We start from the raw sequence: 13,815 nt of genomic DNA, 5'->3' as shown, positions 1-13,815 counted from the left end.
GCCTCGGCCGTGTCGACCCGAGGCGGCCGCAAAAGGCCTCAATGCAACATCTCGTCGCCCTTGCGCGCCTCCTTCGAGCGCAAGTCATCGACGCGCCCGCCGAAGCGCGTCGACGCGCCGAGCGCGAGCAAGCCGAGCACGAATGTCACGTGCAGACCGTACGCCCACGCGAAGCGACGAGGCAGGTTGCGCGTGCTCTCGGGGACCACGGCGACGCGCATGATCACGGTCATGATCACGATCGCCGCGAGGAATCCGACCGCGAGGCGCGCGCCGCGCATCGCGTGGATCGAGCGGCGCGAGAGCACGAGCGGGAGCATCACGATCCACGACACGAAAGGCGCCCACATCCACTGCAAGCGCTCCGCGAACCCGAATCCCGTGAACACATGGAGCTCTGGCGCGGTCTCGCGCATCCAGGGCAGAAAAAACGCGACGAGTCCGAGCGCCGCGATCATCACGAGCGGACCGCGTCCGCGGCCGACGTACGTGAACGGCAACGTCTCCATCTCGGGCGGCACCGGCTCCTCGTCTTCGAGGGCCTCGCGCGAGGGCGGCAGCTTGCGGATGTCCTCCAGCGCGAGGCCACACTCGGGGCAGACGCGCGCCTCCGAGGGCTCGAACATCTCACGGCAGAAGGGGCACGCGACGAGGGCAGGCATCGGGCGGCGGGGAGTTTAGCGCGCGCCGGGTTCCCAGCGCGCGCCCCAACGTTTACAAATGCCCCACCATGTCGAAGCGACAGAAGCTCGAAGACGACGCCATCGCCACGTTCTTCGCCGCGCACGCAGGCTGGTCGCGCGCCGGCGAGACCATCCAGAAGACCTACAAATTCCCTGACTTTTCCACCTCGCTCGCCTTCGTCGTGCGCGTGGGCCTCGCAGCGGAGAAGCATGATCATCACCCCGACGTCCACCTCGGCTGGGGCCGCGTGACGGTCGTCTGGTCGACGCACGACGCCGGCGGGATCACGGGCCTCGACACGGAGATGGCCGAAGCGACCGATCGGCTCTACGGAAGCGCATGAACGAGGATCCGACGCGGTGATGGAGTCCCCTCGAGAAGCGCTCCTCGCGCGGCTCGGGTTGAGCGGCGAGCTGCCTCATCTGGAGGAGGCGCTCACGCACCCGAGCTTCTCGAACGAGCAACGCAAAGGCGCGTGCGCCGACAACCAGCGGCTCGAATTCCTCGGCGACGCGGTGCTCGGACTCTGCGTGGCCGAGCTCTTGATGCTGCGTTTTCCCGGCGCGGACGAGGGCGAGCTCTCGCGGATGCGCGCGGCCCTGGTGAACCCGAATCCGCTCGCCACGTGGGCGCGCTCTGTCGAGCTCGGCGCGGCGCTCCGGCTCGGTCGAGGCGCGCAAGCTGCAGGCGAGCGTGACCGCATGAACGTGCTCGCGGACGCGGTCGAGGCGATGATGGGCGCGATCTACCTCGATCGTGGGCTCGACGCGGCGCGCGTCTTCGTGCACGCGGTGATCGCCGAGCCGCTCGCGCGCCTCACGGAGGGCCCCGAGCGCACGCGGGATCCGAAGAGCGAGCTGCAAGAGCGTGTGCAAGCCACGGGCGGCCCCTCGCCCCGCTACCGCGTCGTGCGCGTCGAGGGACCGCCGCACCACCGGGATTTCACGGTCGTCGTGGAGATCGACGAGCAGGTCGTGGGCGAAGGCCAGGGCCGTTCGAAAAAGCTCGCGGAGCAGGAGGCCGCGCGGGCCGCGATCCTGCGCTTGTGGTCAGGTGACGCGGACGCGGCGAGCGAAGTATCTTCGGGATCCAACGAGTCCGAGGTTCGTCCGTCCAACGGTGCCCTCCCGCGGACGGAGGATGCCTGAGACATTCTGAGGAGGTTTTCGCAGATGCGCCGGATCGCGCTCGCCGTGCTTGTGACGCTCGCGCTGGTCTTCACCGTTCTGCCGGCGTGGGCAGGCAGTTATCTCGACCGCGCCGCGCTCCTACTCGACGGGGCGCGCAAGGAAGGGGACATGCTCCAGCCCCGTACGTTCGACAAGGAGCTCGTGCTCGTCGTGAAGGCGCTGGCCGAGGCGCGCGCGAAGGTCGGTCGCAAGATGGAGGTGCCCGCGGCCGTGACGAAGGCGCACCCGCACCTCTTGCTCGTGCTCGCGAACTACGAGCGCGCGGCGGCCGCGGCCGAGGACGGCAACTTCAAGAAGTTCATGGAGCACCTGAGCACGGCGCGTGACGAGGACCGAAACTTCCGCGCGATCATACGGGAGCTCGGCTACACGCTGCCGGACGTGAACACGAAGAAATGAGCGGCCGCGCAGGCCTGAAAACGAAACGGGCCGCCTCGAACGAGGCGGCCCGTTTTGCTTTGGGCGTCGCTCGTTCCTAGAGGACGAGGCCGACGTCGAAGGCCAGCGTGTACTGCCGGGGAAGCCCCTGGAACTTGTTCACCGTGGCGGCCGCATCGTCGTTCGGATCCGGCGTGGGGGCAAACGAGGCCTCGTCCTGGTTCGCCTCCTCGGGATCGATGACGTCGGTCACGAAGTGCGCGCCGATGCGCACCATCTGGAAGCGGAACTGCAGGCCCGCGTCGATGCGGTGGCGCGTCATGCGGACCGGATCGAAGACGACCGTGTTGTTGAAGTCTGCGCTCGTGCCCGTGGCGCAGACAGGCTGACCGTCGCGGGAGGGCCTGCTCGGATCGGGCGTGGCCGGCGAGTTGCCGCCCCGGTAGCCGCAGTAGTTCAGCGCGTCGGTGTTCGGCGTGAGGTCGATGAGGCCCGAGTCGCCGAAGATGCGGAGGAACGAGTAACCGACGTACGGCGTGAGCACGACGCTGCCCGCGATCGGGATGGGCTTCGAGAGCTGCGCGTCGGCGGCCGCGACCGTGAGCTGAAACTCGGGGTTGCCCGTCAAGGTCGTGACCGAGCCGCCGACCGCGATGTCCGGGAAGATCGCGGGGATGCCCGTGCGGAAGCCTTCGAGCAGCGCGATGCGCACGTCGGCGCCGAGGATGCCGATGTTCGAGTTCGCCATGAACCCGATCTTCGTGCCGAGCTCCACGCCGAGGATGCCGAGCGGCAACGACAGCGGCGCGAAGCCGTAGCGGGTCTTCATCGAGAAGACCTGGAGGAAGTTGTCAGGCCCGGTGTTGCGCGTGGAGAAGAGCTTGTTGTTCGGGTCCTGCTTGCCTTGCGTCCCGAGCTCCCAGTATTGCGCGCCCGACGAGATGTTCGTGAACGCGCCCTCGAACGCGAGATCGAACCCGCCGTAGCCGGTCGTTCGCGCGGGATGCATCGCCGTCGGCGCAAGCGCGAAGCCCCACTCGCCGATGAGTTTGGCGAAGGCGAGATCGTCGGTGCCGCAGCGGGAATAGCCCGACTGCGGGTTGTAGTAGAGGCCGCCGTTTCCGCCCGGCGCGCGGCAACTCTCGTCCGTCACGAGGCGCGCGAGGGCGGGGTCCATCGTGTCCGCCTCTGCCTGGCGAGGCACCGCCACCGCCGCGACGAGCGCGGCAGCTGCCGCGATCCACCCGAATCGACGCATACCAGGATCTCCGAGCCGCGAGGCTACGGTGGGGGCCGCTTTCCCGTCAAGGTCTCTCCGAACGGAAGCTTGTGCCCGGGGCGCATGGGGCTAGAAAGACCGCGTGGCCAAGGACCAGCGCCCTCGCCTCCGCGCACGACCCCTCGACGAGCCCCTGCACGTCGTGCTGGTCGACCCCGAGATCCCGCAGAACACCGGCAGCATCGCCCGGCTCACGGCCGCCACGAAGAGCAAGCTGCACCTCGTCGGCAAGCTCGGCTTCCGCATCGACGAGCACTCGGTCCGCCGCGCCGGCGTCGACTACTGGCACCTCGTCGAGCTCGAACAGCACGCCGACTTCGACCAATTCCGCGCGAGCTTGCCGAACGCACGCCTCTGCCTCTTCAGCGCGGTGGCCACGAAGAGCTACCTCGACGCGGGCTACAGGCCCGGCGACGTGCTCGTGTTCGGCAAGGAGAGCAAGGGCCTCGACGACGCGCTGCTCGAGCGCTTCCCCGACGACGTCTACGGCATCCCGACCCTCGGGCCCGTGCGCTCGCTGAACCTCGCGAACGCGGTGGGCATCGTGCTCTACGAGGCCCTGCGGCAGATCGGCGCGTTCTCGCAGACGACGCTCGGATGACCTCGATGATGAAGCCACTCCTGCTTTGCCTGGCGCTGCTCGCCTCCGCGGCGGGCTGCAACCGGCGCCCGGTGAACGCATCGCCCGACGGCGCGGTGCGCGAGCTCGTCGAGCGCCTGCGGCTCGTGAACGGCGACCCGGCCGCGGCGAAGAGCGCGTTCGAGCTGCTCTCGAAGCGCGCGCGTGGAAACCTCGCCGAGCGAGCCCAGCGCTACAGCGCGGCGAGCGGCAAGACGATCGCGCCCGAGGCGATGATCGTGCCCTCGCGCTTCGTCGTTCGTTTCGAGCCCCAACGGTATGCGGCGCAGATCTCCGGCAACCACGCGCTCGTCGAGATCATCGGCCTCGGGCCGGAGGACCACGCGCAGGTCGCGTGTGTCTTCGAGGACGAAGCGTGGCGCGTGGATCTTCCGTTTCCGCCGCTGCCGCCGGTGCAGGTTCGTCCGGGAAATAATTAAAAAAACGAAGGGCCGATTCCTCGTGGAATCGGCCCTGTTTCGGGGAACCGCACCGCCCCCTTGCGCGCGCGGCTCTACGGTTCAGTTGGCGAGAAAGATCGCCTCGATCTCCGTCTTCACCTGCTCCTCGGTCTGACCCCGCGCGATCGCGATCTCCTTCACGATGAGCGAACGCGCCGTGTCGAGCATGCGGCGCTCGCCGAAGGAGAGCTGCTTGTCCGTCTTCAGACGGTAGAGATCACGCAAGACCTCGGCGACGTCGTAAATCGAGCCCGTCTTGATCTTGTCCATGAAGCCGCGGTAGCGGCGGTTCCAGGTCTGGTTGTCGAACGCGATCGTGCGCTCGCGCAGGATATCGAAGATCTCGCGGATCTCCTGCTCCGAGATCACCTGACGGAGCCCGACGGCGCTGGCGTTGGAGACCGGCACCATGATTTTGCGGTCGGTGTCCAGGATGCGGAGAACGTAGAAGCGCTGGCGGTTCCCGGCGATGTCTTTCTCTTCGATGTTGACGACCTCGGCCACGCCCTGGGCCGGATAAACCGCCTTGTCGCCTACCTTGAACTGGATCTCCGAACGAGCCTGCATACTGTCTCCTTTGCCTACCGCCCCGCCGCTTCGATCCCGTGTCCCCGCTGGGCCGAGCGATGCGATCGCTCGAGGTCGGCCAGGAACCGTTGGATCTGGTGTCTCATTCCGAAGAGGGGAGCGCCGCCGCGAAGACCACGATAAGGGCCTGGGGGATGCGGGAGATCGCAGAGCGCTGCTGGTTCGGTCACCATCGAAGACACCGCGGGGGAGCTGACGGTGGAAGGGGTTTCGGGGTTGTTGAGAGAAGTCCCCTCACGTCTCGAGATCTCGACGTCCCGGTGAGGGGTTAGTTTGCGCCAGGCGCGCGCACTCTAGTGAGAACGCCGGGATCTGTCAACCGAATTGGCTTCTACCGGCGAGCTTCCATACAGTTATGGCAACGGTCCGGTGAAACGGCAACGGACACGCGTATGGATGGGCGGCAGAGCGAGCGATCGCCGTTACGCCTCGCGCCCTTCCGCAAGCCTTCGCGCGAGCCCCCAGCGCACACCCCGATCCGACACGATGAGCTCGGCGGTGGATTCCACGGCGGGCGTGCTCGACGCCCGTGCCTCACAGGCCCACGCGAGCACCTCCGCGACGAGGACCCCACCCGCCACGATCACGTCCGCACGCTCCGGTTTGATCGTCCGCAAGGCGCGTCGCTCGGCGAGCGGCATGGCCGCGAGCGAGCCCACGGCGCGGACGACCTCGTCCCGCGAGAGACGCGCGCCATGCACGCGGGAAGCGTCGTAAGGGAACACGTCCCGCGCATAGGCCGCGAGCGTGGTCACCGTGCCTGCCACGCCGACGAGCGCGCCGCTCGGCGAGAAGCCCGTGCGCTCGAGCGAGGCGCGCACATCCGCCCGCACCGCTTCGAGCTCCGCCGCCGTCGGTGGGTCGCTCTTCACGTGCCGCTCGGTGAGCCGCACGCTGCCAATGTCGAGGCTCGTCGCGTGCGCGAGCCCTTTCGCCGTGTCGCCCGTCACGATCTCCGTGCTGCCGCCCCCAACGTCGAAAACCGTGACGGGGCCCGAGAGACCGAGCCCCGACAGCGCGCCTTCGAACGTGAGCTCCGCTTCCTCGCGACCCGAGACGACACGTGGCTCGACGCCGAGCCGCACCTTTGCCTCGGCGCGGAAGGCGTCACCGCCGCTCGCGTCGCGCATCGCGCTCGTGCCCACGGCGGCGACCTTCGCGGCGCCGGCCGCGCGCAGTTCTTTGCCGTACTGCGCGAGGCAATCGAGCGTGCGTTCCACGGCCTCGGGCGCGAGCTTGCGCGTCGCGTCGACGCCCTGCCCGAGGCGCGTGATCGTGGCGCGCTCGAGGATCGGAACGAGCTCGTCGCCCCTCTGCTCGACGACCAGCAAGAGAACGGAGTTCGTGCCGATGTCGATGGCGGCGAATCGCATGGAGCTCAGATGGTTGGAGGACAAAGGATCGGATGGACGCTCGATCAGTTCGCGAGCGTCTTGAGGTCGAGCATCTCCTCGACGTTCGGCAGCACCACGAGCTCGCAGCGGCGGTTGGCGAGCTTGTTCTCGGGCGTGTCGTTCGGCTTCACCGGGTCGGTGTCGCCGTAGCCCGCGGCGCTCCAGCGAGCGGGGCTCAGGCCGCCGCCGCCCTTCTCATTCGTCTCGATGAGGAACGAGAGCACCTCACGCGCGCGCATCACGCTGAGGCCCCAGTTGTCCTTGAAGCGACCGCCCGTGAGCTTGTCGCTGTCGGTGTGACCGGCGACCTGGAACGAGCGCTGCGACAGGGCCGAGTCGGTGCGCACGACCTCGGCGACCTTGAGCAGGATGTCCTGCCCGTCCTTCTTCAGCGTCTCCTTGCCGGGGTCGAAGAGCACGTCGCCCGGGAGCTGGATGACCATGCGGTTGTTGCGCACGGTCACGTTGAGGCCGAGCTTCGTCAGGGCCTGGAGCTTCTCGCGCAGCGTCTCGAAGCGCTTCTTGATCGCCTCGAGCTGCTCGGCGCGGCGGCGGTACTCCTCGAGGGCCTTCGACTGCTCCTCGAGGCTCGCGTTGAGCTTCGATATATCGACGCCGGCGTTCTTGAGCTGCTGCTTGAGCTGCTCGATTTGCGCCTTCGCGTCGTCGAGCTCGCCGCGAGCCTTCTTGTTTTGCCTCTCCTCATCGGCGAGCTGGCCCTTCAGGGCCTCGATTTCACGGACTTTGGCCTGCATCTCCTCCTCGGAGTAGCCGCACCCGGTAGCGCCCGTGAAGGCGAAGAGGGCGGATCCGAGCAGGAGCCACGAGGTCGTGCGACGCATCGACATCCTGTCCTCCTGGACGCTTGACGGACGTCCGGACGGTAGCCGAGGTTCGATGTGTCGCACAAGGGGAGACATGCTTCGCGGCCCCCGATGCATAGATCGCTCACAGTGTCAATAGGCGACGTTTGGCGACGAAAGAGGAGGTTGTAGGCGCCTGGAATCGCGAGGGACACTACACCCCATCTGTTCCTGCGTTCCGCCCTCGCAATGCTTGCAGAGCGATCTCCCTTCAACCGAAGGGGTACATCAGAGCAGGCCTTGCAAGAATTTCCTTGACCGTCACCATGCGTGGCAATATACGTCGTGCAACATCTGTTGTCTCGGGGCTCGCGACTCAGGCAAAGCGCATAGCGAGAGCGAGAGCGAGGCGGCCAATCAGGAGGGTCTCAGATGGCTGCGAAGAAGACTGCGAAGAAGCCCGCGAAGAAGGCGACCAAGAAGGCCACCAAGCCGGCCGCCCAGAAGGCCACGAAGGCCGCCAAGAAGCCGGCGAAGAAGGCTGCCGCGAAGAAGACGGCCGCCAAGCGCGCCCCCGCGAAGAAGACGGCCGCCAAGCGCGCCCCCGCGAAGAAGCGCGCCGCCGCCACGACGAAGCGCACGGCGAAGAAGGCCACGAAGCGCGCGCCGGCCAAGAAGTCGGCCGCTCCACGGGGCCGCGCCGCCGCCAAGCCCGCCGCTCCCAAGTCCGCGCCGGCTCCCGCTCCCGCCGCCTCGCACGAAGAGGAATAGGCTCGGTAGCTAGCTCGCAACGCTCTTCGCAGCCCTCCCGGAGGCGGATTTCGAGTCCGCCTCGCGGGAGTCGGGGCCTCGACAAAGATCGAGGGATGATGTGCCCCGAAGAAGCTCGACCCGTCGCGGTAGAGACATCGAAGAGCCTAGACCGAATGGACGTCGGAACGCACCGCACGTCCATTCGTGTTTTTGTGCGCCTCTTTCCGTAGTCTCGTCCCGTGATCAAGAGCCCGCGCGCGATCCTCGCGCTGCTCACGGCCCTGAACCTCCTGAACTACGTCGACCGCTTCGTCGTCACGGCCGTAGGACCGCGCATTCAAGAACACCTCGGGCTCTCCGACAAGGAGCTCGGCCTCGTCACGAGCGCCTTCATGCTCGGCTACTTCGTCACGAGCCCCGTCTTCGGGTGGCTCGGTGACAGGTTCCCGCGCAAAGCCCTCATCGCCGCCGGCGTGCTCGTCTGGTCCGCCGCAACCGCAGCCTCGGGCCTCGCAGGCGCGCTCGCGTCGCTGCTCGCCGCGCGTGTCGTCGTGGGCGTCGGCGAGGCGAGCTACGCGACCCTGAGCCCCACGATCATCGACGACGTCGCACCCGCCAAAAAGAAGAACCGATGGCTCGGCGTCTTCTACGTCGCCATCCCCGCGGGCTCCGCGCTCGGCTTCATCCTCGGCGGCTTGCTCGAGCAGCGCTACGGATGGCGCAACGCCTTCTACATCGCAGGTGGGCCCGGCGTGCTGCTCGCGCTCGTCGCGCTGCTCCTCCACGAGCCACCACGCACGCTCGCACAGAAGAAGGACGATCGCGGCGTCGTCGCGAGCTTCCTCGACGACACACGCGCGCTCGCACAAAGCCGCTCGTACGTGCTCACGGTCGCGGGCTACATCGCGCAGACGTTCGCGCTCGGCGGCTTCGTGCAGTGGGCCGTGCCGTTCCTCTATCGAAGGCTGTGCCTCGATCTGCACGTCGCCGACGGCGCGTTCGGCAAGCTCACGGTGCTCACGGGCCTCGTCGGCACCGCGATCGGCAGCCTCGTCGCGGAGCGCGTGCCGGGCGAGGAGCGCGTGCGCGCGGCGCTCTGGGTCTGCGCGATCTCCTCGGCCGTGGCCACGCCGGTCGCCGTCCTCGCGCTCTTCGCACGCTCGTCCACGAGCTTCCTCGCGCTGCTCGGGGTCTGCGAGCTCGCGGTGTTCGCGAGCATGGCCCCGACGAACCTCGCCATCTTGAAGTCGGTGCCCGAGGATCGACGCGCGAGCGCGATGGCGCTGTCGATCTTCCTGATCCACCTGCTCGGTGATCTGATCTCGCCTCCGATCGTCGGCGCGGTGAGCGACGCGTTCGGCGACTCGAAGGCGCAGTGCACGTCGGGCACGGGCCTCTTCTGGGGCATGCTCACGCTGCCCGTCGCGCTCGCGCTCTCGGCCGCGTTCTGGTTTGTCGGCGCGCGCCGGAAAAACCCGGTTCCCTCGCCCCGCTAGTCGCCGAGGTAGAGCCGGAGCGATCGCGCCGCGGAAGGACGATCGAACGGCACGCCCGCGAGCTCGCGTTGCGACATGCGCTCGAAGAGCTGGATCGAAAAATCGTAGAAGGCCTCGCACTCACGCGCGGCCGTGTCGAGGCGCGTCGGGTCGAGCAGATCGGCGTCGCGCAGCGCCGCGAGCGAAGCGACGAGGTCCTTCGCGCGCGGGTAGTCGCCGAGCACGACGAGCGGATAGCCCATCGCGCGGAAGTAGCCGAGGAAGTCACGCACGAAGCCGAAGCTCTCGGGCACGGCCCAAAGGTCGCTCGTGGGATCGGCGTGCCGGAGCTTGCTCGTGAATGCGCGCGTGATCTGCGCGAACATCCACACGTTCTGCCGCACGCGCGCGATCGTCCCGCGCCGCACGCCGACGTCCTCGAAGACGCGCCCCTCCTCGAGCGTCGCCCCGAGCGCGCGCCCGAGGAAGAGCACGCAGAGCTCGATCGCCGGCCGCAGAAGCGCCGTCGCGCCCTGAATCCGCGCGCGCAGATCCTGCTCCGTGAGCTTCGCGTCCGCGGGAGGTAGTTCGTGCTCAAAGATTCGTCGGAGCTCGATGCGCAGACTCGCTGACACCGTGAGCAGCGCGTCCTTGATCGCCGAGAGCCTCTGCCCCTCCGCGACGAGCGCGCCGTGCCGTGCCGCGATGTCCGCCGCGCCCACGCGCCCGAGCTCCCGGCTGAACCCCTCCGCGAGCAGCTCACCCGATCGCCTGCGCAGGTAGTTCGACAGCGCGCGCCCGTCGCTGCGCAGCACCGCGAGCACGAGGTACGCGCGCCCCGCCACGCGACGATCGGTGTGATCGAGCGCGATCGCATCGAGCAGCCGCAGATACCGAAGCATGCGGTAGAGCGACAGGAACGTGAGCGCCACGAGTCGATGCGGGTGCTCGCCGCTCACGTTCTGCATGAGCTCGAGCACCGCCGACGAGCCGATGCGATCGAACTCGGGCCGGAACTCGAGCGCCGAAAGCGGGTTGAAGAATGCGCTCTGCGTGATCTCGCGCATCGTGATCGAGAGGTGCGCGTAGAAGACGCGGTAGCTCACGCGCGGCAGGCGCAGCATCGCCGTGCCCGTCTCGATCAGGTTCGTGAACGCCTGCCGCAAGAGGAACAGCGCCGCCTCGGGCGACTCCTGCGCCATCGTCGCGTAGACGAGCCGCGTGCGCGAGTTGTCCTCGGGCAGCACGGTCTCGAGGTAGCGCTGGAACACGAACGCGCGATCACGCTCGCCGAGCATCATGCGCGCGAGTTGCACGACGCGCGCCATGCCATCTTTCGCGTGCGCGAGCTGCTCGCGGAAGTCGTGGCTGACGATCGTTTGTCTACGACCCGAGCCCGGGTGGTTGCGCGGGTTCGCGAAGCAGGCGAGGCCCTTCAGCAGGATCTCGAGCTCGAAGAGGATCTCGTCCTTCTGCTTCTCGGCGAGCTTCGAGAACCAGGCGTCGCGCGCCTCGCGTTGCTCACGACGCAGGCCTCGCGAGTCGCGCAGAAGCTCGACGTACGCGTTGTTCGCGCCGCCCAGGCCCTGGCCGCGTGTGGGAGGGTTCGAATCGCTCGTCAAGGGCTCGTCCGGCGCCTAACGGCGCGCCTTGAACTCGAAGGGATAGGTAAAGATCGTGTCCTTGCCGCTCGGCGACTTCGGGTACGTCAGGCCCTTGGCCACGTCCTGCATGCAGCTCTCGATCTCGGGCGCGGTGATGTCGCTGTCCTCGCGCTTGATCTTCGCCTCCTTGAGCCGACCGTCCGGCGCGAGCTCGAACGTGAAGGCGACCTTGCCCTTCTGTCCCGGGTTGTTCTTCGCCCAGAGATCGAAGCAGCAGCGGAACGCATCACGCTTCGACTTGATGAGGTCGCTCATCGGCTGGAAGCGATCACTCGCGCCCGCGTCGCCCGCGGTCTGCGCGTTGTTCATCACGACGCCGCTCGCCGGCGGCTCGTTCGTGATCTCCGCGAGCATGTCCTTGCAGTCGGACGCCTTCTCCGGAGCCTTGCGCGGCGCAGGCGGAGGCGCCGCAGCCGCGCCCGCGCCTTGATCGGCCGGAGAAGCGCCTTGCCCGGGCTTCGCCTCTTCCTTCGGCGCTGCCGTCTCGCCGCTCGCGGCTTTGTCCGGCGAGGCTTCAGGCGAACTCGCCTCGGGAGGCGATCCGCTCGCGCACGCCGAAAACAGCGCCGCGAAAGTGAGGCTCAACGTCGCGAAGAAGGAGGCTGTCGCGCAGGCTCGCATGGCGGCCATCCTACCCGATCCTGCCTCCTTCCCGTGCGTCACCTCGCCCGGACGCGCGCGCCGGACCATCCTTCGGCCATGCGTAGGCTCCCCGCCAAGCTTGCACTCCTCGTGATCCCCCTCGCATTTGCCCTCCCAGCCGCGTGCGGCGACGCCTACGAGGTTCGTCCGTGTGGTCAGATCCCCGAGAAAGGCTGCCCCGTCGGCCGCGGTGGAACGTGCGACGACCAGACTTGCGCGGCCCTCTACGATTGTGTGGACGGCGCCTGGCGCCTCGCCGAGGCCTGCCCCGGCGGCGGCCAGGACCCGGACGCCGGCGTCTCCCCCGATGGTTGCGCCAAACCTGTGATTGACCATACCGGCGAGACCACCGGCTGCAAGCCGGACCTGCAGAACCCGGACTGTCCTGCGGTCGCGGCCGAGCAGTGCTTCGAAACCGTTTGCCTGACCGATTGCTTGGATTTTTTTCTTTGCAGCGGAGAAGGCTGGAACCTCGTGGCATACTGCAATGAAGAAGGGACGCTTGTACTGACCCAGTGAGGCGACGAGGTCTGCATCGAGTCCCGGAAGCCGCGGTGTTCTTCGCGATGGCGATGGCGCTCGTGGGCTGTCCGGACGAACGCGGCCCGGTCGAAGTCGTGGAACCCACGGCCGAGATCGCGGCGAAAGGCGCACGCGCGCCGGTTTCTGGCATGGCCGTCGACGTCGTCTCGGTGCGCTCCGACGCGGCGATCGACGTGGAGGCGGTGCGTGCGGTGCTGCGCGACGCGGAGCCCGCGTTTCTCGCGTGCATCGATCCCGATGATTCGACGGGCGTGATCGCGCTGAAGCTCGGGATCGAGGAGGACGGCGCGACGCTCGACGTGACCTCGCAACAAGCGACGACCTACGGCACGGACGACGCGCGCGCGTGCCTCGAGCGAATCGTGGCGGCGCTCAGGTTCCCGACGACGCAGTCCCGCGAGCGCTTCGAGCTCGCGGTCACGCTCGAAGTGCGCACGCGGCACGAGCTTTAGTCCCGAGGGGGACGCCTCGCGTCCCCCTCTCGGCCTGGCGAAGCCCGGCCGATTCACCCCCCGAGGCGAGTTCGCTTCGCGATCTCGCAGCGCGTATCCGCGCTGATTCAAGCCGACTTCAGGAAAGGCTCCCACTCCTTGAACGGCTCGGGTCGGCCGAGCAAAAGGAGCATGGAGGCCGACCAGCGCGGCGCCGTGGGCGTGCGGAGAAGGCGCATGCTCGCTTCCTCCGGCGTGCGTCGACCTTTGCGCAAATTGCACGGGCGACACGCGGTGACGAGGTTCTCCCACGAGTCGACGCCGCCGCGCGATCGCGGCACGACGTGATCGATGTTGAGGTCACGCACGGGCGGCCGCTTCGAGCAGTACTGACACTGGTGCGCGTCGCGCAGCATCACGTTGCGGCGCGACAGGCGCACCGTCGGACGGCGCACGCGCTCGTAGCGGCGCAGGTGGAGGACGCGGGGCACGCGCAGCGAGCCGCCGACGATGGGCAGGCCGTCGTCGGTGTCGCGAACGGGCAAGCCGCGCCAGGACGAGAAATCGTGGACCTCGCCGACCTCGTCGATGGCGTGCGCGGCGCCGCCGAAGAGAAGCAGGAATGCGCGGCGTGCGGTCGTCACCTGGACAGGATGAAAATGCCGGTTGAGCGCGAGGACCGGCAACGTCAGCGGATCACGGCTCCGCCTCTCGGGATGGAGGAGCGTCGGGTTCGCGAGCGTGAGGTCGTCGTCGATTTCGAACGAACCGTCGAGCTCATCGTGCCCGCCCACCATGTCGGCGTCACCAACATCCGAGGGGCTCGTCGAAAGGAGCGAGGCCCCCAATCGCTCGGAGAGCTCAGGCCTTGGCACAGCCTGAATGTAGCAACAAATGGCCCGGTCTGGCGG

At 67.9% G+C, this 13,815-nt stretch carries 17 protein-coding genes; 9 read left to right on the top strand and 8 right to left on the bottom strand.

The annotated features are described in order from the left end of the window. Window positions 1–38: 38 nt before the first annotated feature. The gene (locus tag KEG38_RS06770) at window positions 39–662 is read right to left on the bottom strand and encodes a zinc ribbon domain-containing protein (protein ID WP_272418243.1); all 624 of its coding nucleotides are present in this window, start codon (window positions 660–662) and stop codon (window positions 39–41) included. A gap of 68 nt (window positions 663–730) precedes the next feature. On the opposite strand from KEG38_RS06770, the gene KEG38_RS06765 reads away from it, so the two are divergent. Genes KEG38_RS06765 through KEG38_RS06755 form a run of 3 tightly spaced genes read left to right on the top strand, consistent with a single transcriptional unit; the run spans window position 731 to window position 2,273 of the window. Then, on the top strand, window positions 731–1,027 hold the full coding sequence (locus KEG38_RS06765; protein ID WP_272418242.1) for a 4a-hydroxytetrahydrobiopterin dehydratase: 297 nt from the start codon (window positions 731–733) through the stop codon (window positions 1,025–1,027). A gap of 19 nt (window positions 1,028–1,046) precedes the next feature. After that, the gene (gene rnc, locus KEG38_RS06760; RefSeq protein WP_272418241.1) at window positions 1,047–1,832 is read left to right on the top strand and encodes a ribonuclease III; all 786 of its coding nucleotides are present in this window, start codon (window positions 1,047–1,049) and stop codon (window positions 1,830–1,832) included. Window positions 1,833–1,856: 24 nt separating this feature from the next. Continuing rightward, window positions 1,857–2,273 (top strand): hypothetical protein, encoded by a 417-nt coding sequence (locus tag KEG38_RS06755; protein ID WP_272418240.1) that lies wholly within the window; start codon window positions 1,857–1,859, stop codon window positions 2,271–2,273. Window positions 2,274–2,349: 76 nt separating this feature from the next. On the opposite strand, the gene KEG38_RS06750 is transcribed toward KEG38_RS06755, so the two are convergent. Next, window positions 2,350–3,510: a hypothetical protein gene (locus tag KEG38_RS06750; RefSeq protein ID WP_272418239.1), complete on the bottom strand. Its 1,161-nt coding sequence runs from the start codon at window positions 3,508–3,510 to the stop codon at window positions 2,350–2,352. Window positions 3,511–3,613: 103 nt separating this feature from the next. Here KEG38_RS06750 and KEG38_RS06745 point away from each other — a divergent pair, with 103 nt between their 5' ends. Continuing rightward, complete coding sequence (locus KEG38_RS06745; protein WP_272418238.1) at window positions 3,614–4,132, top strand: tRNA (cytidine(34)-2'-O)-methyltransferase; 519 nt, start codon at window positions 3,614–3,616, stop codon at window positions 4,130–4,132. Between the two features lie 5 nt (window positions 4,133–4,137). After that, on the top strand, window positions 4,138–4,590 hold the full coding sequence (locus KEG38_RS06740) for a hypothetical protein (protein ID WP_272418237.1): 453 nt from the start codon (window positions 4,138–4,140) through the stop codon (window positions 4,588–4,590). Window positions 4,591–4,671: 81 nt separating this feature from the next. Here KEG38_RS06740 and KEG38_RS06735 read toward each other — a convergent pair whose 3' ends face one another. The 3 genes from KEG38_RS06735 to KEG38_RS06725 all read right to left on the bottom strand — a co-directional run bounded on the left by KEG38_RS06735 (window position 4,672) and on the right by KEG38_RS06725 (window position 7,441). Then, window positions 4,672–5,178 carry a CarD family transcriptional regulator gene (locus KEG38_RS06735; RefSeq protein WP_136920397.1) on the bottom strand — a complete coding sequence of 169 codons (507 nt, stop codon included), beginning with the start codon at window positions 5,176–5,178 and terminating at the stop codon, window positions 4,672–4,674. A gap of 443 nt (window positions 5,179–5,621) precedes the next feature. Further along, a complete protein-coding gene (locus tag KEG38_RS06730; protein WP_272418236.1) occupies window positions 5,622–6,572 on the bottom strand; it encodes a Ppx/GppA phosphatase family protein in 951 nt (316 codons plus the stop codon). 44 nt (window positions 6,573–6,616) lie between these two features. Beyond that, the gene (locus KEG38_RS06725; RefSeq protein ID WP_272418235.1) at window positions 6,617–7,441 is read right to left on the bottom strand and encodes an OmpA/MotB family protein; all 825 of its coding nucleotides are present in this window, start codon (window positions 7,439–7,441) and stop codon (window positions 6,617–6,619) included. Window positions 7,442–7,828: 387 nt separating this feature from the next. On the opposite strand from KEG38_RS06725, the gene KEG38_RS06720 reads away from it, so the two are divergent. Further along, window positions 7,829–8,167 carry a hypothetical protein gene (locus tag KEG38_RS06720; RefSeq protein WP_272418234.1) on the top strand — a complete coding sequence of 113 codons (339 nt, stop codon included), beginning with the start codon at window positions 7,829–7,831 and terminating at the stop codon, window positions 8,165–8,167. A 221-nt stretch (window positions 8,168–8,388) separates the two neighbouring features. Beyond that, window positions 8,389–9,645: a spinster family MFS transporter gene (locus KEG38_RS06715; protein WP_272418233.1), complete on the top strand. Its 1,257-nt coding sequence runs from the start codon at window positions 8,389–8,391 to the stop codon at window positions 9,643–9,645. On the opposite strand, the gene KEG38_RS06710 is transcribed toward KEG38_RS06715, so the two are convergent. Both KEG38_RS06710 and KEG38_RS06705 read right to left on the bottom strand, forming a co-directional pair. Next, window positions 9,642–11,246: a hypothetical protein gene (locus KEG38_RS06710; protein ID WP_272418232.1), complete on the bottom strand. Its 1,605-nt coding sequence runs from the start codon at window positions 11,244–11,246 to the stop codon at window positions 9,642–9,644. The two genes, KEG38_RS06715 and KEG38_RS06710, sit on opposite strands and share 4 nt — an antisense overlap. A gap of 15 nt (window positions 11,247–11,261) precedes the next feature. Then, a complete protein-coding gene (locus KEG38_RS06705) occupies window positions 11,262–11,909 on the bottom strand; it encodes an AgmX/PglI C-terminal domain-containing protein (RefSeq protein WP_272418231.1) in 648 nt (215 codons plus the stop codon). A 78-nt stretch (window positions 11,910–11,987) separates the two neighbouring features. On the opposite strand from KEG38_RS06705, the gene KEG38_RS06700 reads away from it, so the two are divergent. Both KEG38_RS06700 and KEG38_RS06695 read left to right on the top strand, forming a co-directional pair. Beyond that, window positions 11,988–12,449 (top strand): hypothetical protein, encoded by a 462-nt coding sequence (locus KEG38_RS06700; RefSeq protein ID WP_272418230.1) that lies wholly within the window; start codon window positions 11,988–11,990, stop codon window positions 12,447–12,449. Further along, entirely contained in the window at window positions 12,446–12,925 is a 480-nt protein-coding gene (locus KEG38_RS06695; protein WP_272418228.1) for a hypothetical protein, read from the top strand. Before KEG38_RS06700 ends, KEG38_RS06695 begins: the two co-directional genes overlap by 4 nt. A 107-nt stretch (window positions 12,926–13,032) precedes the next feature. On the opposite strand, the gene KEG38_RS06690 is transcribed toward KEG38_RS06695, so the two are convergent. Continuing rightward, on the bottom strand, window positions 13,033–13,701 hold the full coding sequence (locus KEG38_RS06690) for an HNH endonuclease (protein ID WP_272418227.1): 669 nt from the start codon (window positions 13,699–13,701) through the stop codon (window positions 13,033–13,035). Between the last annotated feature and the right edge of the window lie 114 nt (window positions 13,702–13,815).

The sequence above is a fragment of the Polyangium jinanense genome (assembly GCF_028435265.1).
GTDB classification, from domain to species: Bacteria; Myxococcota_A; Polyangia; order Polyangiales; family Polyangiaceae; genus Polyangium; species Polyangium jinanense.
Note: the sequence above shows the minus strand (reverse complement) of the source record. Positions and strands in the feature narration are given on the sequence as shown.